This is a genomic window from Alginatibacterium sediminis (assembly GCF_003610775.1).
In the GTDB taxonomy this organism is placed as follows: Bacteria; Pseudomonadota; Gammaproteobacteria; order Enterobacterales; family Celerinatantimonadaceae; genus Alginatibacterium; species Alginatibacterium sediminis.
Map to the genome: position 1 here is coordinate 186,412 of NZ_RAQO01000012.1, position 20,437 is coordinate 206,848.

Genomic DNA, 20,437 nt, shown 5'->3' on the forward strand with positions numbered 1-20,437 from the left:
AGCCCGCCTGTTCTAATTGCGGGCTTTTTTATATACTCAGTTTTATCTGATCATTTTTACAGTAGTTCCTATCAATGAAACTGAGTAATATGCCGATTACCGCGCTCAAAGGCGTGGGTGACAAACTTGCCCAAAAGCTTGAACATCTAGGCATAAGCACGGTTTCCGATCTACTTTTTCACTTGCCACTTCGTTATGAAGACCGCACTCAAATTTGGGCAATTCAATCGCTGCTGCATGGCATCCAAGCTAGTGTTGTGGGTGAGATACGTCGCGTTGAATCGGTATATGCTCGGCGCAAAATGTTGGTTTGTCATATTGATGATGGCAGCGGCAGCTTAACCCTGCGCTTTTTTAACTTCAGTAATGCGCAAAAATCTAGTTTAGTCGTTGGCCAACAAATACGTTGTTTTGGAGAAGTAAAACGCGGCCATCATGGTTGGGAAATTATTCATCCAGAGTATCGCCTAGAGGGTAGCCGAGAGTTTGACCAACATGAAGAAGCGCTGACGCCTGTTTACCCCACAACCGAAGGACTAAAACAAAATACCTTTCGAAACTTAAGCGACCAAGCCCTGCTTTTATTAGCTCAATACCCGCTGCGAGAATTATTACCCGAACAACACCGCTTGGGCCTAGACGATATAAACCAAGCGATTAAAATGCTGCATCGCCCGCCGCCAGGTGTCGAACTTGAGTCCTTGGTCAATGGGCAACACCCAGCACTGCAGCGCTTGGTGCTAGAAGAAATATGTGCGCACCAATTAAGCATGTTAGCAATGCGCAGACAACAGCAGGCACAGCCCGCTTGCCCATTGCGCGAACCTCGAAAACTTAAACAACAATTTCTACAATCACTGCCCTTTAAGCCCACAAATGCTCAGAGCCGAGTGGTTAAAGAGATAAGCCAAGATCTGCGCCAAAATCAGGCTATGTTGAGATTAGTACAAGGTGATGTTGGCAGTGGCAAAACATTAGTGGCGGCAATGGCAGCGATCCAAGCCCTTGGACGAGGTTACCAAGTGGCGTTAATGGCACCCACTGAGATTCTTGCAGAACAACATACTTTAAACTTTAAGGCTTGGCTTGAGCCTTTAGGTTTCGAAGTTGACTGGCTCGGTGGAAAACTTAAAGGTAAAGCGCGCGAAAAAACTTTGGAGCGAGTAGCCACTGGGCAAAGTCACATGATTGTAGGCACCCATGCGATTTTTCAAGATCAAGTCCAGTTTCATAAATTAGCACTGGTGATCATTGATGAGCAACACCGATTTGGCGTACATCAACGTATGGCTTTGCGCGACAAAGGAGCTCACCAGCTTGGAGAGCGAAGCCTACCCCATCAACTGATCATGACGGCGACGCCGATACCGCGCACCTTAGCGATGACCGCTTATGCCGATTTAGAATTGTCGGTAATCGACGAGTTGCCACCAGGGCGAACCCCAATCACAACCGTTGCAATTCCAGACACCCGCCGCGAAGAAGTAACCCAACGGGTCCATAAAGCCTGTAAAAATGAAAACCGGCAAAGCTATTGGGTCTGCACCCTGATTGAGGAATCTGAGAGCTTACAATGCCAAGCGGCTGAAGATACGGCGCTGCAACTACAAAATCAATTACCTGATTTACGTATTGGCTTGGTTCATGGTCGAATGAAAGCGCAAGAAAAACAGTGGGTGATGCAACAATTTAAAGCCCATGAACTTGACGTTTTAGTCGCCACAACGGTGATTGAAGTTGGAGTGGATGTACCCAATGCGAGCTTAATGATTATTGAAAACCCAGAACGCTTAGGATTAGCGCAATTGCACCAACTTCGCGGTCGAGTTGGGCGCGGTAAAGTCGCCAGTCACTGTGTGTTAATGTATCACAGCCCCCTATCCAAAACAGCCAGCGCGCGCTTGAGTGTATTACGTGAAAGTAATGATGGTTTTGTGATTGCTCAACGCGATATGGAATTGCGAGGGCCTGGCGAATTACTAGGAACCAAACAAACCGGAGTAGCAGAATTTAAGCTGTGTGATTTAATCCGTGATAAAGCGCTGATATCGCCTGCTCAAAGTCTCGCAAGATCAATTGCTCAGCAGTTCCCTGAACTAGCCGAGCCACTGATTAAGCGCTGGGTTGGGGAGAAACGAGCCTACGCTCAGGCTTAAAAATTTTGGGCAAAGTCCTCGGCACTTTCCAATAGCGAGTCACCATTTAGATTGGGTAACAGCGCCACGAAGTGCTCATCGGCTTGCATTCCAGGAAGCCATTTTTGAACAAATACTTCGAAGTCGATCATCAGCGGCTTGCATTGCGGGTGGTCTTGCTTTGCCCAAAGCTGCGCTAACTGTTCATGTGAGAACAACACCAGGGCATTCTCTTGGCCGGTATGCACCATCAAACAACCTTCATCGTCAGCCAAAGTCCATACCTTGCCTTGATTCTTCATTTGAGAAATCAAATAGTCATAACGGACTTGGTCACTCATGCTTTCTATCGCAGAGATTTGGCTGGTACTTAGTTCAATATCGCTCATTGTTTATCCTTGGAGATTTTTAGGCGGCAAGTCTAACAGTTTCGCGATCGATCCCAAACAATTAGCCAATGTTTAACTTTTTTGATGTTGGTAATAAGCACTTTTGTGTTCATACATAGCCTTGTCAGCAGCTTTAAACATGTCCTCTATCGGCATCGTCTCGCTTGAAGCGTAGCCCACACTAAAACTCACTGGGCGCTTAACTGTTTCGCCATCATTAGGTGTCATTACTTGAAAATGCTCTAAGCTGACCTGCTGCAGACGCAGTTCAAGAGCCTTACAAGACACCAGCTCCCCTTTTTTTACTAAGATCGCAAACTCGTCGCCAGCCAAGCGATAAACTTTGTCCACCCCTCTAACTTGACTACGTAAAATCTCACCAATATTACAAATTAGTGCATCACCTTGATCGTGCCCATACTGATCATTAACTTGTTTTAAACCATTTGCATCGACAATAAACAATCCAAAATGATCCTTGGGATATCGTTTATATAAACCGGTTTGGCGCTCCATTGCTTCATTAAAAGCTTTTCGATTTGCCAATCCTGTAAGTGCATCGGTTCGAGCAACCAGTTGTAGCTCTGAATTAAGCTCAATGCTTTCAACTATGGAGCCAACCTGACGGGCAAATAGGCTCATCGAATCCTTAACTTCGAGATTAAGTTCATCGCTGCGTATCAATATACAACCATGGTAAAACTCACTCACACCCGCAAGTGGGAATAAGGAATAGTTAAACGATGCAACCGTGAATATTTCAGCTGTTTGCGAATGTTTTCGGTTAAAAAACACCTCGAGTTGATCACGTATCAGCTGCTGCTCTTCTAGGCTAATACCGCTGCTCAAAAAGCTATCGTTTTGCTCGCCGATACGACGAATCATAATAGCAACCGGCACGCTCACTAAGATTCGGCATAATCCAGAAACACAGATTTCATTCACTTCATCACTATTTTTGCATTGTTGTAAATCATAGCTAAGGTTTAGTAATGTGTGCAGTAATTCCCGGTGGTGCTGGGCATGATTCAGCGTTAAAGACATGGCTTTAGTTTGCTCTACAACCCGCGCCTCAAGTTGCACATTAAACTGTTTCACTTCCTCTAAATATTGATCTTTTAAGCCCGAAACTTGCTCAAGTTCTTTATTTTTTTTGTTCATCAAGAACAGTTGTTGTTCGATTCTGCCGCCCATGCTCTGAATTAAAATTTGCATGCGGTGTAGTTCATCAAATCGAAACTCTCGCTCTTGGTCCAAACGGTAATTTCCATCTTTAAATTGGTTTATGATCTCAGACATACGTCTAAAAGGCTGGCTGACCATTCGACCAATAATCAAAGATATGATCACACTTAGCGCGATAATCCCTGCAAAGCTAAAGCTTAGGGTCTCGAGATAATTGATTCTATTTCCTCGTGCACCAAAATCACGACTTATATGTAGGTTAAACGCTAAATCGGAGTTCATACTTGGAGCGGAGACAACAAAGCTTTCAACGACACTAAGCTCGTGTTCGCCCTTCGGTGTGTCCGGGTTACGACTACTAGCCAACCACACACCATTGTAATCTATGGTCAAAATGTCTGACTTTCCGAGCGTACCAAGTTGTGATTCGATGGCTGCTTGAAAGCTATTGATAGAAATCAAATAACCGTTGGCTTCAGTTCGTAAATCGTGATGCAACGCCATATTGTAAATCGGGCTAACAATGGCAAATCCCATACTAATTGGTCTTTCACCATCGGGACTATTAAACAACTCTTGGTCTTCGATCACCATCACCAGTTGTCGGTCATGGTCTAGCGGCTGCTGTGCAATTTCTCGCTTAATTTTACGAACTATCGGACTTTGTTCAAACGCATCAATATAGCCTTGATATTGCTCCACTACTTCAAAATCTTTGGATACCAAATAAACTGATTGTCTACTTGAGCTCAGATTTGAGAAACGCTCTAAAATACTGTAGGCATTGCCGGCATACAAAAAGTCTTCAATGGCTTGATTCAAGGTACGGTCGTTGGATATGAGTTCAATATTGCTCAGTAAATTATTATAACGGTGTACGAGTTCAACACGCACGCTTTGCGCAATCCGAGTAAGTTCGTCCTCAGTAGCTTGCTCTACATTCTGGGTATGTTTATTGATCAATAACCATGACAAACCAATACTAGGTAAAACTGAAGCAATGAACACCGATAAGGCAATCACCCGGGCGTACTTGAGGCGCGATCTCGGCATATTTATTCCTCGGCCCTTTGTTTACTTACTTTGTCGGCTAGTTGCTGCATGTATTTTGCCGTGCGCCAAGCACTAAACCCTTGATCCATAAAGCGTCGGAAGCTATGGGTCATAACCTCCCATGCTATACCCATCGCGGGGTCGATTGGCATGCCTTGACCTTGGGCAAATTGGTTAAGAATTTCACGATCTAAACCACTAGAATTCTTGGATACTTGATCAAATGCTTGGGCGTTGGTAGGTAGTAGTTTGGTTTCGTTATAGGTTTCAATTTGAGTTTCATAGCTAACTAAATGTTGCGCATATTTTTTTATTTCTGCTAAACGAGCCCCATCTACTTGTCCGGGTACTACCAAGACATATGAAGATGACATCGGAACTAGTTTTAGCTCTCCGATAGCTGGCAGCTCAGCTATCCCCAAATTCTCACCCAAGGCCTCACTAAAGTCTGAAAGCGCCCAATCGCCTGTTATAACATAGGCTTGCTTACCCGCCTTAAAACTACTTTCTGCACAGTAATTATCACAGTCGCGACGAACCAGCCCTTTGTCATATAAATTTTTATAGGCGTCTAACGCGCTAACCATCGCTGGATTATCAAGGTTAACATCACCATCTATCACTGGATTACCACCAAATGCACCATAAAAAGGCATAAACCAAAACATTTGGTCGTATTCCCAAACAATGGTTTCGACACCTTGTTTCGCCAATTTCGATTGTTGATCAAACATGGCTTGCCAGTTTTTAGCAGGGGTTTTTACCCATTGCTTATTGTAGTAAAGCATCAAGTGATTCCCTTGAAGCAAGGGCAGGCCGTAATAGGTGTTGTTAAGATTAGCGCTTTGACGGGCACTGTCGTTGATAAGATTCAATGACCATGAGTCATCTAAGGGGATAAAGTCTAGTTCAACATGCATGCCTAAAAAATCAGCAGGTACGATCAACATATCTGGCATGGAACTGCGACCTTTGCGAGCGAGCAACTCGGTTTTCATCGGTTCCAACAAGTAAGTAGATACCTCTATCTCTATATCTTGCTGCTCAAAATACTCTTTGGAAATGCGTTCAATATACTCATGCGCGTCATGGATATTCCATAGTGTAAGCGTTGTGCCCCCCCAGCTAAGGTTGGGCAATGCTAAGCAACACAGAATTGCCAATGATTTAGGCCACCGTCTTTGCACCACGCTTCTCCGAGTTTACATTTCTGTAACTCTATAGTACCTGAAAACGTATTCGTGCAAGCTTATATGACCTTTATTTGACAGTTTTTATTTGTTTAATGTGACTCCCAATCACGGCTACGTTTAACCGCTTTTTGCCAGCCTTTATACAAATGCTCTCTTTGTTGATTTTCCATATTGGGTTCGAACACCCGATCGATACTAGCTTTACTAGCCAATTCATCGGTGTTTTTCCAAAAACCAACCGCTAAACCAGCAAGATATGCCGCGCCTAGGGCAGTAGATTCAATCAAACTTGGGCGCTCTACAGGTGTATTAACAATGTCGGCTTGGAATTGTAGTAAAAAGTCATTGGCAACCGCGCCACCATCAACTCGAAGTTGTTTCAGTTTAATTCCAGCATCATTTGCCATTGCGTCTAATACGTCTCGGCTTTGATAAGCAATTGCTTCCAGTGCGGCACGAATGATGTGGTTACGATTCGCACCACGTGACAAACCAACCATGGTGCCACGCGCATACGGGTCCCAATATGGAGCCCCTAAACCGACAAAGGCAGGTACCAAGTACACACCATTGCAGTCATCAACTCTAGACGCAAAATAGCCGGTATCGGATACATCTCGAATAAGGCCTAGCTCGTCGCGTAGCCATTGAATAACGGCACCGCCCATAAATACGCTGCCTTCAAGGGCATAATTCACTTTGCCATCTAAGCCAAATGCTATCGTTGTAATTAGGCCATTTTTACTACGAACCAGCTCTTCGCCGGTATTCATCAACAAGAAACAACCTGTACCATAGGTATTCTTGGCCATACCCTTTTCCAGACACTGATGCCCAAATAAAGCCGCTTGTTGATCCCCTGCGATACCAGAAATTGGAATACGTGTACCGCCTTTACCACCAATATTGGTTTGACCATACACTTCTGAACATGATCGAACTTCAGGAAGCATCGATGCTGGAATACCCAAGATTTCTAGCATCTTGCTATCCCATTGTAGAGTTTTGATGTCGAAAAGCATCGTTCGTGAGGCATTTGTATAATCGGTGCAATGTGAGCGTCCGTTGGTTAACTTCCATAGCAGCCAAGTATCAACCGTACCAAAAAGAAGGTCGCCATTCTCGGCGCGTTCACGAACCCCTTCAACGTTATCCAGAATCCACTTAATTTTTGTACCAGAAAAATATGCATCCAGTACTAAACCCGTGGTTTCGCGAATATAGTCCTCATGTCCATCAGCAAGTAACTGCTCACAAATAGCAGTGGTGCGACGACATTGCCATACAATCGCGTTATATACAGGTTGCCCGGTGGTTTTATCCCAGATGATCACCGTTTCACGTTGATTGGTGATGCCAATGGCGGCAACTTGGTCGGAGCGAATGCCGGTTTTAGCTAACACTTCGGTTAAAGCAGCACTTTGACTGGCCCAAATTTCCATAGGATTGTGTTCGACCCAACCTGGTTTTGGAAAATGCTGAGTAAATTCACGTTGCGTGGTCCCGGCGATATTCGCATGTTTATCAAAAATGATTGCGCGAGAGCTAGTTGTCCCTTGATCGAGGGCAACAACGTATTGGGCTTTTTCCATAAATACACCTGATGAGCGAAAACGAAAGTACAAATGATAATATGTTCGAAATGTTACATTCTTCCAAAGTCTGGAGCAACACCTTAGACACTTATTTGCAATATAATCGCAGCATTTGCCTAGTTCAAGTTAGGAACAGCGGTAGGATAGTGAGAAATTGAAAGCGAATGTTATGTGTTGGCGCTGGTAAGCGAAACGAAAACGGCAAGTCCTGAAGACTTGCCCTAATAATAAAGCGCTTATAGAACAGCTAAGGCAGCATCATAGTTTGGCTCGTCGGCAATTTCGCCAACAAGTTCTTGATGTAATACTTTGCCTTGCTCATCAAGTACGACAACCGAACGTGCCAGCAATGACTGCAGGGGGCCGTTGCTCAACTCGATACCGTAGTCTGCACCAAAGGCTGAACGGAACGACGACAGACTTTCTACATTCTCTATACCTTCAGCACCACAGAACCGAGCCTGGGCGAAAGGTAGGTCGGCAGAAATGCAAAGCACAACCGTGTTGGTAAGCTCGGCTGCTTTTTGATTGAAAGTCCGTACTGAAGTCGCACAAGTTCCCGTATCAATACTAGGGAAAATATTAAGGATAAGTCGTTTACCTTGAAAGGAACTTAAGCTTGCTTCGGATAAATCAGATTTTACCAAAACGAAATCTGGTGCTTGAGAACCCACACTTGGTAAATCGCCAATGATGCTAAATGGGTTGCCTTGAAGTGTAACAGTTGTCATTTCCAATCCTTGAATTATTAAGTTAATCCGCTTAAAACTAGCATTGCCTTCGTTATTTGTCATGATTAATTCAAATGCCACAGCCGCGATTTATTTGTTACTATCGCGAGATGATGAAACTTGTTGCTGGCCTTACTACATGGCCAAAGCGCTTAGCGCCTTTGTTATTTATTGTATTTGCTCTTTTGGGTGCAAATATAGTTTCGGCTGCGCATCAGTTGGAACACGCAATTGAAGACAATCATCACATAGAGTGTCAACTTGGCCAGAGCTTTGCCGGGGTAAACGGTCTAATTGAAAGTCATGTTGAACTCGTTGCCGTCTCCGCAAGCAAGCCTATTTTCCGTCCTTCATTGTTTACATCTTGTCAGCAACGTTGCCCGGCGGTTAAGCGCTGTCGCTCTCCTCCCTCGTATAATGAATAGACAAAAAATTTAATATCTATTTTTTATTTTTGGGAGAACCCATGCGAACTACAATTGTAAGCTTAGCCTTCATTTCTGGCCTAAGCGTGGCGCAGCCTGCGCATCAACATGGTCTAGCGGTACTGAACTTAGTACAAGATCAACAAAGCCTAGCTCTAGAGCTAATCATTCCAGCTGACTCGGCCCTTGGATTTGAGCATAAACCTGCAAACAGCCAGCAAGAACAGCAAGTAGAACAGCTCGAAACCGAGTTACAACAAGCCAGCTTTTTGTTTGATATTGGCAGCCAGTGCGTATTGAGCGAGTTTGATATCGATATGGCTGGTTTATCGAGCCACGATGATGAGCATGATGAGCATGATGAGCATGATGAGCATGATGAGCATGATGAGCATGATGATTCTGAACACATGGATATTCATGTCCACTATCAATTCAATTGTGAAGCTATCTCGCAACTCCGCTTTAAGGGCTTTGAGGTTTTTGAAGGTTTACAACACTTGGATGTACGCGCGATTACTGATTCAGGTCAACATCAAACTCGCCTAGATCCTAGCAACGATACACTGGACTGGTAATATGACCCCAACACCGATATTGGATATATCGGGCCTACAGTTTGCTTGGCCACGCCAAGCAAACTTATGCCTAGATATCGACAGTTTTCAACTAAATCCAAGCCAACACACCTTTTTACAAGGTCCTAGTGGCTGTGGAAAATCGACACTTTTAAGTTTGATCGCAGGAGTATTAAGGCCACAATTGGGCGAGATTAAACTCTTAGGACAGTCGATCAACCAGCTTCGCCCAGCGCAAGCAGATCGCTTACGAGCCAACCATATTGGATTTATTTTTCAACAGTTTAACTTACTTCCATATCTGAGTGTTTTAGACAACGTTGGCTTAGGTTGTGCGTTTTCGAAGACTAGAAGTCAGCGCCTGAAACAACGAGGCCTCAGTATCGAGAATGAGTCAATGCGCCTGCTAGAGCAACTCGACATTGACCGTTCCATGTTTGGAAATCCTGTCAATCAACTGAGTATTGGCCAACAACAACGAGTCGCTGCAGCGCGTGCCATGATTGCTAGTCCGGAGCTAATTATTGCCGACGAACCCAGTTCCGCTTTGGATACACAGCACCGAGACCATTTCATAGAATTGTTGATGCATGAGGCAAGCCTTAACGGCAGCACCTTGTTATTTGTCAGCCACGACCCGAGTCTTGCCCACAATTTCGAGCAGCAAATTGCGCTGCCAACACTCAATAGGAGTGCTAGTCATGCGATTGATTAAGTTAGCATTCCTTAGTCTTTGGAATCGAAAGCTAAGCGCCTTTTTAACCATGTTGAGCATCGCGCTGAGTGTCACTTTATTACTTGGAGTCGAAACTATTCGAGTTCAAACCAAGCAAAGCTTTACCAATACGATTTCTGGTACAGATCTAATTGTCGGAGCCCGAAGTGGTTCAACTCAGCTACTCTTGTATTCAGTTTTTCATATGGGAAATGCCAACAACAATATTAGTTGGAACAGCTATGAGGCACTTCGAGATAATTCTAAAACGAAGTGGAGTATCCCCATCTCCCTAGGTGATTCTCATCGTGGTTTTCGGGTTGTCGGTACTGATAATAACTTTTTTGAGTTCTTTCGCTATGGTAACAAACAAGCCTTAGAATTTGCTCAAGGAGGGCCGTTAAGCCAATTGTATTCGGTCACTATTGGCGCGCAGGTTGCCCGTGAACTTGGCTATTCGATCGGGGACCAAGTCGTCGTAGCACATGGCTTAGGTGATGTTAGTTTCAGTCGACATCAGCAACATCCATTTACAATTGATGGCATCCTAAAACCAACAGCAACTCCTGTCGACCGCAGTGTCATTGTATCACTTGCTGCCATAGAAGCGATCCACCTGCCTTATCAAGAAACCTATAGCCCAGAACAACTTAAGAGCAGCAACATAACCGCGGCTCTGGTTGGCACTCAATCACGAATGCAAGTTTTTGAATTGCAACGCGAGTTAAACCAGTACTCACAAGAACCGCTACTAGCCATCCTACCTGGAATAGCGCTACATGAACTTTGGACCATGATGGACAGTGTTGAGCAAGCTCTATTTGCTATCTCAATCTGCGTTGTGTTTACCGGTCTACTAAGCATGATAACCGTTATTTTAGCCGGATTACGCGAGCGTCGCCGAGAAATGGCGATATTGAGATCCCTAGGTGCTCGAGCCCATTCAATTTTTCTGTTATTGGTGAGCGAGTCTCTTATTTTGGCTATTGGTTCAACCCTAATCGCTGTCGGATTTCTATACTTGGGTTTATTTGCTCTACAGCCGATACTGTTATCAAAACTAGGCTTTTACTTAAGCATTGAAGCGCTAAGTTTAGTGCAATGGAAAATGCTCGCTTTGTTCATTGCCGCGAGTATGGCCGCAGGTATTTTACCTGCTCTTCACGCTTACCGACTGTCACTGAGTGACGGCATGATGATAAAGACTTAACTTATGAAAAAAATACTAATAAATTTATGTTTACTACTCCCTTTATTTGCCAATGCTGACGCGGATATATGGGAGCAGCTAATTCCCGAAAACGAGCGCATGCAAAGTCAATTTATGCCCCAACAAAGCCACGATAATATTGCGACGCAAAGCGCGGTTGTGAGTATTAATAAAGATATTGTGGGCAAAGATATCCGTATTCCAGGATTTGTGGTTCCGTTAGAAACAAAAGGCGAACTGATTACAGAGTTTTTACTGGTGCCCTATATGGGCGCTTGTATCCACTACCCTCCTCCTCCTGCCAACCAAATTGTGTATGTCCAGTCCGACGAGGGCGTTATGCTTGAAGACATCTGGGAGCCGGTTTGGATAGAGGGAAGGCTAGAAACACAAATGCACTATGTTGATGACATGCAAGCGACCAGTGCCTATATTATTTCGCAACCAAAATCAGTTACTCTATATACGCAATAGAATTTGTCATGGATGAGTGATTTGAAAGGAATAGCAGTTGTATTAGCCAGTTGGCTGTTGTTAATTGGTCCTGTTTGGGCTCAATCGAGCTCAAATGACTTTCCTGACGATCAATATGATTGGGTTGAGCTTCGGCGCGGAGAGCGGCTTAGTGGAACGATCCGAGGTCTTTACAACGAAGAACTAGAATTCAAAAGTCGCGATCTTGGTACCCTCACCATTAAGTGGTACAAAGTAGTGCGCCTACTGAGTCGCAAGCCAAAAAGCATTAATATTTATGCGGGTCCAACATTTGAAGGCATTATCGAAATAAACAAAGATAAGGTATTGCTTACCAATTCCAAAGGAACCGAACTCGAGTTTGACCGAAGCCGACTATTAACCATAGGCGGTAGTAGTGAGCGTGAAATCAACCTTTGGACCGCAAAGGCCTCCTTGGGTTTGTCCTCCAGCAGTGGTAACAGCGATAAAACCGATTTCTCAGGCACTTTCAGCGGTGTGCGTCGCTCGGCGAAGGACCGATTGTCGTTAGACTACTTGGGGCGCGTATCAGAAGCAGAAAACATCCAAACCAGCGATAATCACCGTATTAATCTTAAGTACGACTACTTCTTTTCGCCGCAGTACTTTTTTACTCCGCTGTCTTACGAATACTATACCGACACTTTTCAGAATATCGCCCACAGAAATACCCTTGGTGCAGCCTTAGGTAAACACCTTATCGACACCAAAAAAACGGAGTGGGACGCTTCAGTGGGTCCGGCCTATCAAAGCACTCGCTACGCAAGTGTTACGGAAGGTACGCGTTCAACCCAAAACTCTGCAACCATCGTATTGGAATCTGAGTTAGACCACGAAATTGGCGATCGAACCGATTGGGAAAGCACATATCGCGCCCAATTATTTGACTCATCTGAATCCGGGTATAATCATCATTTAGTTTCGACAATTTCCTATGAGCTTAATGAAGATTTTGATTTGGACTTCTCTGTTATTTGGGACTATTCCAGAAATCCCCAGCCCAATTCAGATGGCCAACGAGCCAAAAATACCGACTTAACCTACATGATTGGCCTCGGACTATCACTATGATAGTAATCCTCACTGCATGTGCTTAAAATAGACGTTCACAACAGCCACAAGGATTCGCGTGAAACAAAGTACCCGCCACCAGCAGATTATTGAACTCGCACAAGCTCAGGGCTTCGTGAGCACAGATGAACTTGTCGCAAGCTTTAAAGTGAGTCCCCAAACCATACGACGGGACCTCAATGAATTAAGCGAACTGCAGCAGATTAGGCGCCATCATGGTGGTGCATCAGTACTTGAAAGTAGTGTGACAAACGATCCGTACGCCAGTCGTAAAATCCGACTGCAACAAGAAAAGCAAGCCATCGCTAAATCGATTTGTGAACAAATTCCTGATGGTGCCTCACTATTTTTGGACATTGGAACCACCTCTGAGACGATTGCTCAAGGCCTGCTTAACCACAAAGATCTACGCGTTGTGACCAATAACCTAAATGTCGCGAGTATCTTAATGCCTAAACAAGACTTTAAGGTCATCGTGGCTGGTGGAGAAGTACGCAATCGAGACGGCGGCATCGTTGGCGAGGCGACTATCGACTTTATCAAGCAATTCCGACTTGATTTTGGGATCGTCACTGTCAGCGGTATCGATCTTGATGGTAGCTTACTCGATTTTGACTACCATGAAGTACGTGTTACTCAAGCGATTATTAGTAGTGCGCGCCATGTTATGTTAGCCGCTGACCATACTAAGTTCGCCCGTAACGCTATGGTCAATATTGGTCACATTCGACAGCTCGACCAAATTTTTAGCGATAAGCAAGCACCTGAGCCTTTGCTTAAACAAATTGAAGCCAGCGACGTAAAATTTGTGCTTTGTGCAATCTAAAATGAACTTTTAGTCTGCCAGTCACAACAGTTCCCACCAATTAATTAACCTCAAATCAACAATAATTAAGCTTTTATTCAAAGTTTAACTTTAAATTGTTCGACTTTTCGCTAAAATGCTCGAATACGAACATTTATGGTTTCGAATTAAACCACCATGGGTGTTGGCGAAAACTAGTTTTAGGGAAGTAATCATGGCAACAACAGACTTCGACATTATTGTTGTAGGCGGCGGTATCAATGGTGTGGGTATCGCAGCTGATGCAGCTGGCAGAGGCTTAAAAACCGCTTTATTCGAACAGCAAGATTTGGCTAGTGCTACATCATCTGCAAGCTCGAAACTTATACATGGTGGTTTACGTTACTTAGAACACTATGAGTTTCGCTTAGTCAGTGAAGCACTTAAAGAACGTGAAGTTTTGCTACAACTGGCTCCCCACATTGCTACTCCAATGCGATTTCGCCTTCCTCATCGACCTCATTTGAGACCTTGGTGGATGATACGTGCTGGGCTATTTTTATATGACAATCTTGCCAGTCGCTCTGCCCTACCAGGCTGCACCGGACTCAAGTTTGGCGAACACAGCGCTCTCAATTCAAAGATAACCAGTGGCTTCGAGTATTCTGATTGTTGGGTTGACGATGCGCGATTGGTCATACTCAATGCTCGGCTTGCGAAAGAGCATGGCGCTCTGATTAAAACCCAGCATAAAGTCATCAGTGCTGAACGCCAAGCTGATCATTGGGAGATTGAAGTGGAATGCCAGCAAACAGCGACCACACAAAGCTATACCTGTAAGGCTTTAGTCAATGCTGCAGGTCCTTGGGTACAAAGCTTCTTTGAACAAGAACTTAAGGCCAAACCACCTCGCACTATTCGCCTAGTCAAAGGCAGTCATATTGTGGTTCCGAAGATCCACGATGAGCCTCAAGCCTATATTCTTCAAAATGAAGACCAACGAATCGTATTTGTGATTCCATATCAAAATGACTTTTCATTAATAGGTACCACTGACGTAGAGTTTACAGGCAACGCTCGGCAAGTGCATATTAGCGCTCAAGAAACTGAATATCTTTGTGATGTCGTCAATCAACACTTTAAAAAGCAAATTAGTCCGGCTGATGTCGTACACAGCTTCGCCGGTGTGAGACCACTATGCCAAGATGAATCAAGCGATCCCTCTGCGGTAACTCGTGATTATACGCTTGAGCTATCGGAGCAACATGAGGGCGCACCATTACTATCTGTATTTGGCGGTAAACTAACCACATACCGCAAACTTGCGGAGGCGGCACTTGAGCAAATCACCACCCGAGTCCCTGCACCAAAGCCTGCCTGGACCAAAAGCGCTCGTCTACCCGGAGCTCATTTTTCTGGTAGCCGTGACAATTACTTTGAGAAAGTAAAGCGTGCTTACCCACAGTTGCCAGAGACTCTTTTACGTCGTTGGGTCAACCAATATGGTAGTGAAATTCCTAATCTTCTTAATGGTGCAAGTACCGTTGAGCAGTTAGGACAACACTTTGGAGCTGACTTGTACCTCGCTGAAGTCAATTATTTACGCGAATATGAATGGGCAATTACTGCTGACGACATACTATGGCGACGAACCAAGACAGGGTTGGAGATGAGTTCAGAAGAACAGCAACAATTGGCAACACACCTCAAACCTAGTTTCGACGCACTGCGTGCAAGCATATAATGACCGTTAGCCCTATTTGCGAATAGCAATTTAGGGCCTTGTCTATTATTTAGCCCTTTTAATTAAAGCTCAAACTCTCAGCGAGCTTGTCCAAGCTTTGATTGTTGCATTCCTTTGTTTGTGGTATTTATTAATTTAGAGCTCGTAAACAAATAGTTAGGGAATAGTGGCATCGATGAGAAGTATATTAAGCTTGCTGGGTTTAGTCTTACTCATATTTCTAGCCACACTCACGTTTTTTCTATTTTCATTTCACCCCGATCGCTATCGCGGTGAAATCCTTGAGCAGCTTAATAGCAACCCTGAAATACAGATTTCTTATCGGAAAAGCGCATGGAATATATTCGAACCACTTACCCTACAACTTAGTGACCTTGACTTAAATTATGCGCAAGCAGCAAAAGTACGTGCTGCGCAAGTTCGCGTAAATCTCGGTATTACGCAATTATTGCAGGGCACGATGGACGTGAAGCATGTCTATCTTGATAAGGTCAATGTTGAAATCGATGCCAGCGCCCTAAAAGAATCCGAGCAAACCGGCTCAACAAGCCAGTCTATCGACTGGGTTGATCAACTTAATATCAGCAAAATTCTACTCAGTGATGCCAAGATTCATTATAAAGATGAGCACAATGATCTGCGCTTGCAGAAGCTTGAGTTAAGCATTGAAGACTTGGAAATACCTACGCAGCATTTTAGTGACCCGCTAATGTGGCGTTTTAGCTTGCATGCAAACGCCGGATATTTAAATAGCAATCACGTGGATATGAAACTCCCGCAGATAAGTTTTCAATGGCTTCAAGGCAAGCTTGAACTAGAGCATTTCGGTGCTGACATTTTTCAGGGTCGAGTACGAGCGCAAGCTAGCTTTAGTAACGGTAATTTACGCATAAGCCAATTCAGTCTCGAAAACGCTAATTTGGAATACTACGTACCCTATATTGAACAAGCTGTGACTAGCACCGCTACCAATCCTGTTCCCTGGCTAACGAGAATCGAAATTGACGAAGCTCTCGTCAGTCAAATCAATACCGTCATTGGCTACAATCAGCAGCTTTTCAGTGCCGATAAACTTAGTGCTGAAATTAGCCAAGCTAGCATGGCTTGGCCGCTAGACCCAAGTGATCTAAAACTGGAGTTCGCTATAATTTCGGATCAGTTAGTCTTAGATAACAATCAGCTTGAAAAAGTAAGCGCCAACGGTCTTTTCGAACAAGGTGTATTACGACTCACCGCCTTGGACGGCAATTGGAATAAAGGCAAAGTACAGCTTAGCGCCAGCTACCAGCCACCGCCACACAATGCACTGACCGTGCATGAACTAAGCTTATCTGGTAACGAAATCCCCATTCTGCCGGAGTGGTTTGAATCATCTGCTGATAGTTCTCTACCGCTCACCTACCTGTTTTTACAACAAGCTCGTATTAAAGGAGTAAAGGTATTGTCATATGTAGATAGTTTGCCATTATCAGCGCAAGGCTTAGATCTAGATTTGGATACCATTACTATTATCAAAGATGGGCAGCTTCAAGACTGGCAACAAATGTGGCAGACCCAAACCAAAGTATTTATGGAACTTCCTGAATTTGCTTATCGGGGGCTAGTTCTAAGTCAGTTGAGCGCCGATATTGGCACTAAAACTGATGTTTCATTTGCAAATTTGTATGCCGAGTTACCCCTGGGCCAAATTGAACTTCAAGTTAAAGTAATGCTGGAGCAGCAGGGACTACCTTGGCAAGCGGAACTAAAGGGCTTGTTACTGGATATTTCTCCCTTGGCCCGCATTAGCGGCAGTTCTGGCTTCCAAATCGCTGGAGACATGGAACTAAGTGGCAACGCACGCGGTTTATGGCACAAAATCCCAGAAAGTGTTGATGGCAGTCTTACTCTTAGCAGTCAAAAAATAACTTTAAACAACATCGACCTCAATCAATACTTCGAGCACTTAATAGAGGACCCCGACAAAAGCTTTATCGATTATCAGAAACCACTAGCACAAGGCATGAGCGCGCTATGGAAATCATATGAAGCCCTTCCGTCGGGAGATAGCCAGTTCAATAATCTTCAGTTACAGGCAAGCATAGAAGAAGGCTTGCTACGTATTCCAGAACAGAACCTATTAACACAGCCCTACTCCTTAGCCTTAAGTGGTCAGTTCGATTTGAGTTCCAATAGCTACGATGGTTGGCGACTATCGGTTAAAGATGGCGATTGTTGGAAAATACAGCGAACTCTAGAAGGAGACTTTAGTGAGCCAGAGGTTATTATCGATCATTTCCTGAAGGATCGAAGCTATTTTCCTAAACTAAATACCTTTTTGGTGAATCCAAATCGACCAAGCCCATGTAGACCTGCATTTCGCCCATCATGATGACGATGTTTATCAATGAATGAGCTCACGAGCGGTTTGTATAACACAATCCCTTAACGGACTGTTGCCACTACTTTTAAGCCACACAAAACTAAAACGACGTAGCATTTCTAATTCATGACCTTGTAGTTGAACTAGCTGCCCTGACTCCAGGGTTTGTTCTACGCTACGCTTAGGCAAGCAACTTAAATAACTCCCCTGTTCAACCAGCTTAATCAGGGTTGGTACATGGCTATATTCGCGCCATACTTTCAGATTTTTAATCCGACCGTTGACTGCGCTTTGGAAAATCTCTCGGGTTCCTGATCCTGACTCGCGCAGTACCCATCTAGCTTTAGCCAATTGGGCCATTTTGACATTCTCGACTTGGGCAAGGGCGTGTTGTTTACCTGCAACAATAACTAATTCATCGTCACACCAAAGCGCTTGTTCGAGCCGGCTATCAAAACAATTCCCTTCAATAATACCCAATGCAAAACGATGTTCTAACAAGCCATCAACCACCAGTTCACTGTTACTGACGCTGACTTCTACTCGCAATTGAGGATACTGCTGGTCCAATCGACCTATAACGTCGGGTAACAAGCACTCGGCTATGGTTTGGCTTACGCCAATTGGCATTTCACCAGAAATTAATTGCTGACCAGCAAATCCTAGTTCTAAATGTTGTGCTTCGGATAAAATTCGTTGAGCACGAGGGCGTAGCCATACACCCCAATGATTTAGCTGCAAGCGTTTACCATGCCGCTCAAATACACTTTGACCAAGTGCGGATTCTAATTGTGACAAAGACATACTCACAGCACTTTGGCTAAGCGCCAGCTTTTGCGCCGCTTTGCCAACATTATTTTGCTGCGCAACCGCCACAAAAACTTGTAATTGCTTTAAGGTAAATCGAAGATGAAGACCCATGTCACGCCATTACTTAATGAAAGTTTAACTATTCTGCATTTTCCTTGGGTAAAATCATATACATACCATGCATTTGAGCTACTAACTCATGATTACTAAATAGCTCAATGGTGATTTTCATTTTACATTTCTTACTCTCGATCAAGGGTAATAAGCTACCTTGCATTGCACTTTTATTGGCCAAGGCTAGCGCGTCACCTAGCACCGGCTTGCGGTATTTAATTTCTCCTTTAACCAGCACAATGTCGCCTTGCAAGCCATGTTCGCGCAACATTAGCCACACCATTGACCAACCAGCCATCACTGCCAAACTATAAATACTACCTGCGAACATACTTTGGTGGGGATTGGTATTCCCAGGTAGTGGCATTTTAACGCTTAGCTCGCGTCCAGTGTATTGCTCTAAACGCACTCCCATTTTATCGCTAATTGGAATTTGTTGACTCAGCATGTTTTGCAACTCAACACATAATTTGGGCTGTCGGATGAAGTAGTGCTCGGGATCCAGTCGCTTCACCATCTGCTGATACTTGATTTTAGCTTTATCAAACTCAGGCTCAGAGGCCATTTCATAACCACAACGGCTAAAAAAGTTTGAAGAGTCCCCTCGGGCATTTACCACCAGACGACGAACCCCCTCACTGTGAGCCGCTGACTCCAAGGCTGCCATCAAGCTAATACCTAGCCCTTGCTTACGTAAATGGGGACTTACCGCAACGTGCCGAATGAGTGCTTCATCTGCATCACTTATAAATAGACGACCAACTGCAATCGCTTCTCCATCTTGATTGCGGACCATACGATGTACACTAAGCTCATCATAAGCATCTCGTTCGCTGCCAAGCGGCATTTGTAACGGCTTATTTAACACTTCCCAGCGGAAGCGATAGTACTGCTCTAGCTCTTGCGCACTTGTTGGTACGATCACATCAAACATGGATTCCCTTTTATTGTTACGTAAAAACGCACCCATATTAACATTTTTGTAACCACTGACAATCACCGTATATTTGCTAGGCTGCTCACAAGTTTACTGCGAAGCTTTACCTATAATTAAGTATACAGAGCACTACCCAGTAAATTGCCCTTCAGGAGGCGCTATGCGAGCAATGACCGGCTTACTATTGTTGATGTTAGCACAGCCAGCTATGGCCCAAACAGCCAGTGAAATTGTTCTTCAGTCTGACCAACAAATGCGTGGTGACAGCGCTTACAGTGAATTAAGCATGACCATCGTCCGTCCTACTTGGCAGCGTAGCATGCGTATGAAGTCTTGGAGCTTAGGCCGCGACTACGCACTAGTAACCGTTATCGAGCCTGCCAAAGATAAAGGGAACAGCTCTCTAAAACGTCAGCAACAAATGTGGCAGTGGATTCCAAAGGTTTCTCAAGTCATCAAGCTTTCAAGCTCAATGCTAAGCCAAAGTTGGATGGGTTCAGATTTCACCAATGATGACCTTATCAATCAAAGCTCCATTGTCATTGATTACGACCACAGTCTGTTGAGCGATGATGTGGTTGATAACGACCGCTGTTTTGTGGTCATCGCAAACGCAAAACCCGATGCGCCTGTAGTCTGGAGTAAGGTTAAACTTTGGATAAGTCAGGACAGTTACCTGCAACGCCAAGCCGAGTTCTATGATGAATTTGACGAAGTGGTAAACATCTTAACCACTTGGGATGTTGCAACTGTTGGGGGCCGAAAAATAGCAACGCGAATGAGAATGATGCCTATGGATAAACCAAAGCAATATACCGAAATCATTACTCATGACGCTGCATTCAACTTTGAAATAGACGCGCAGTTTTTTTCCTTAGAGCAACTGCAAAACTCTCACTAACAACGGTCCA

18 protein-coding genes are annotated in these 20,437 nt (G+C 44.3%); 11 read left to right on the forward strand and 7 right to left on the reverse strand.

Annotated features, from left to right (window positions below; translation table 11 throughout):
- Positions 1-74 precede the first annotated feature (74 nt).
- Entirely contained in the window at positions 75-2,156 is a 2,082-nt protein-coding gene (gene recG / locus DBZ36_RS19620; RefSeq protein WP_120356681.1) for an ATP-dependent DNA helicase RecG, read from the forward strand.
- On the opposite strand, the gene DBZ36_RS19625 is transcribed toward recG, so the two are convergent.
- The 5 genes from DBZ36_RS19625 to tpx all read right to left on the reverse strand — a co-directional run bounded on the left by DBZ36_RS19625 (position 2,153) and on the right by tpx (position 8,281).
- Positions 2,153-2,524 carry a DUF2750 domain-containing protein gene (locus DBZ36_RS19625; protein WP_120356682.1) on the reverse strand — a complete coding sequence of 124 codons (372 nt, stop codon included), beginning with the start codon at positions 2,522-2,524 and terminating at the stop codon, positions 2,153-2,155. The genes recG and DBZ36_RS19625 overlap by 4 nt on opposite strands.
- Positions 2,525-2,596: 72 nt before the next feature.
- The gene (locus tag DBZ36_RS19630; RefSeq protein ID WP_120356683.1) at positions 2,597-4,762 is read right to left on the reverse strand and encodes a GGDEF domain-containing protein; all 2,166 of its coding nucleotides are present in this window, start codon (positions 4,760-4,762) and stop codon (positions 2,597-2,599) included.
- Between the two features lie 2 nt (positions 4,763-4,764).
- The gene (locus tag DBZ36_RS19635) at positions 4,765-5,949 is read right to left on the reverse strand and encodes a sugar ABC transporter substrate-binding protein (protein ID WP_158589158.1); all 1,185 of its coding nucleotides are present in this window, start codon (positions 5,947-5,949) and stop codon (positions 4,765-4,767) included.
- 95 nt (positions 5,950-6,044) lie between these two features.
- A complete protein-coding gene (glpK, locus tag DBZ36_RS19640) occupies positions 6,045-7,547 on the reverse strand; it encodes a glycerol kinase GlpK (RefSeq protein WP_120356685.1) in 1,503 nt (500 codons plus the stop codon).
- A 239-nt stretch (positions 7,548-7,786) separates the two neighbouring features.
- Entirely contained in the window at positions 7,787-8,281 is a 495-nt protein-coding gene (gene tpx / locus DBZ36_RS19645; RefSeq protein ID WP_120356686.1) for a thiol peroxidase, read from the reverse strand.
- Positions 8,282-8,355: 74 nt separating this feature from the next.
- Here tpx and DBZ36_RS19650 point away from each other — a divergent pair, with 74 nt between their 5' ends.
- From DBZ36_RS19650 to DBZ36_RS19690, 9 genes are all read left to right on the forward strand, one after another.
- Positions 8,356-8,706 carry a hypothetical protein gene (locus DBZ36_RS19650; protein ID WP_120356687.1) on the forward strand — a complete coding sequence of 117 codons (351 nt, stop codon included), beginning with the start codon at positions 8,356-8,358 and terminating at the stop codon, positions 8,704-8,706.
- A gap of 41 nt (positions 8,707-8,747) precedes the next feature.
- The gene (locus DBZ36_RS19655) at positions 8,748-9,284 is read left to right on the forward strand and encodes a ZrgA family zinc uptake protein (protein ID WP_120356688.1); all 537 of its coding nucleotides are present in this window, start codon (positions 8,748-8,750) and stop codon (positions 9,282-9,284) included.
- A 1-nt stretch (position 9,285) separates the two neighbouring features.
- Positions 9,286-9,999, forward strand: coding sequence for an ABC transporter ATP-binding protein (locus tag DBZ36_RS19660; RefSeq protein ID WP_120356689.1), 714 nt, complete (start codon positions 9,286-9,288; stop codon positions 9,997-9,999).
- Entirely contained in the window at positions 9,986-11,209 is a 1,224-nt protein-coding gene (locus DBZ36_RS19665) for an ABC transporter permease (protein ID WP_120356690.1), read from the forward strand. Before DBZ36_RS19660 ends, DBZ36_RS19665 begins: the two co-directional genes overlap by 14 nt.
- Before the next feature lie 3 nt (positions 11,210-11,212).
- Positions 11,213-11,683: a DUF3299 domain-containing protein gene (locus DBZ36_RS19670; RefSeq protein WP_120356691.1), complete on the forward strand. Its 471-nt coding sequence runs from the start codon at positions 11,213-11,215 to the stop codon at positions 11,681-11,683.
- Between the two features lie 12 nt (positions 11,684-11,695).
- Complete coding sequence (locus tag DBZ36_RS19675) at positions 11,696-12,775, forward strand: DUF481 domain-containing protein (protein WP_120356692.1); 1,080 nt, start codon at positions 11,696-11,698, stop codon at positions 12,773-12,775.
- 58 nt (positions 12,776-12,833) lie between these two features.
- A complete protein-coding gene (locus tag DBZ36_RS19680; protein ID WP_120356693.1) occupies positions 12,834-13,601 on the forward strand; it encodes a DeoR/GlpR family transcriptional regulator in 768 nt (255 codons plus the stop codon).
- Between the two features lie 193 nt (positions 13,602-13,794).
- The gene (glpD, locus tag DBZ36_RS19685; RefSeq protein ID WP_120356694.1) at positions 13,795-15,303 is read left to right on the forward strand and encodes a glycerol-3-phosphate dehydrogenase; all 1,509 of its coding nucleotides are present in this window, start codon (positions 13,795-13,797) and stop codon (positions 15,301-15,303) included.
- A 175-nt stretch (positions 15,304-15,478) separates the two neighbouring features.
- A complete protein-coding gene (locus DBZ36_RS19690) occupies positions 15,479-17,674 on the forward strand; it encodes an AsmA family protein (protein ID WP_120356695.1) in 2,196 nt (731 codons plus the stop codon).
- Positions 17,675-17,686: 12 nt separating this feature from the next.
- Here the strand turns inward: DBZ36_RS19690 and DBZ36_RS19695 are convergent, their stop codons facing one another.
- Both DBZ36_RS19695 and DBZ36_RS19700 read right to left on the reverse strand, forming a co-directional pair.
- Positions 17,687-18,586, reverse strand: coding sequence for a LysR substrate-binding domain-containing protein (locus DBZ36_RS19695; protein ID WP_120356696.1), 900 nt, complete (start codon positions 18,584-18,586; stop codon positions 17,687-17,689).
- 28 nt (positions 18,587-18,614) lie between these two features.
- On the reverse strand, positions 18,615-19,523 hold the full coding sequence (locus DBZ36_RS19700; protein WP_158589159.1) for a bifunctional GNAT family N-acetyltransferase/hotdog fold thioesterase: 909 nt from the start codon (positions 19,521-19,523) through the stop codon (positions 18,615-18,617).
- Positions 19,524-19,686: 163 nt separating this feature from the next.
- On the opposite strand from DBZ36_RS19700, the gene DBZ36_RS19705 reads away from it, so the two are divergent.
- Entirely contained in the window at positions 19,687-20,427 is a 741-nt protein-coding gene (locus DBZ36_RS19705; protein WP_120356698.1) for an outer membrane lipoprotein-sorting protein, read from the forward strand.
- Positions 20,428-20,437: the final 10 nt, after the last annotated feature.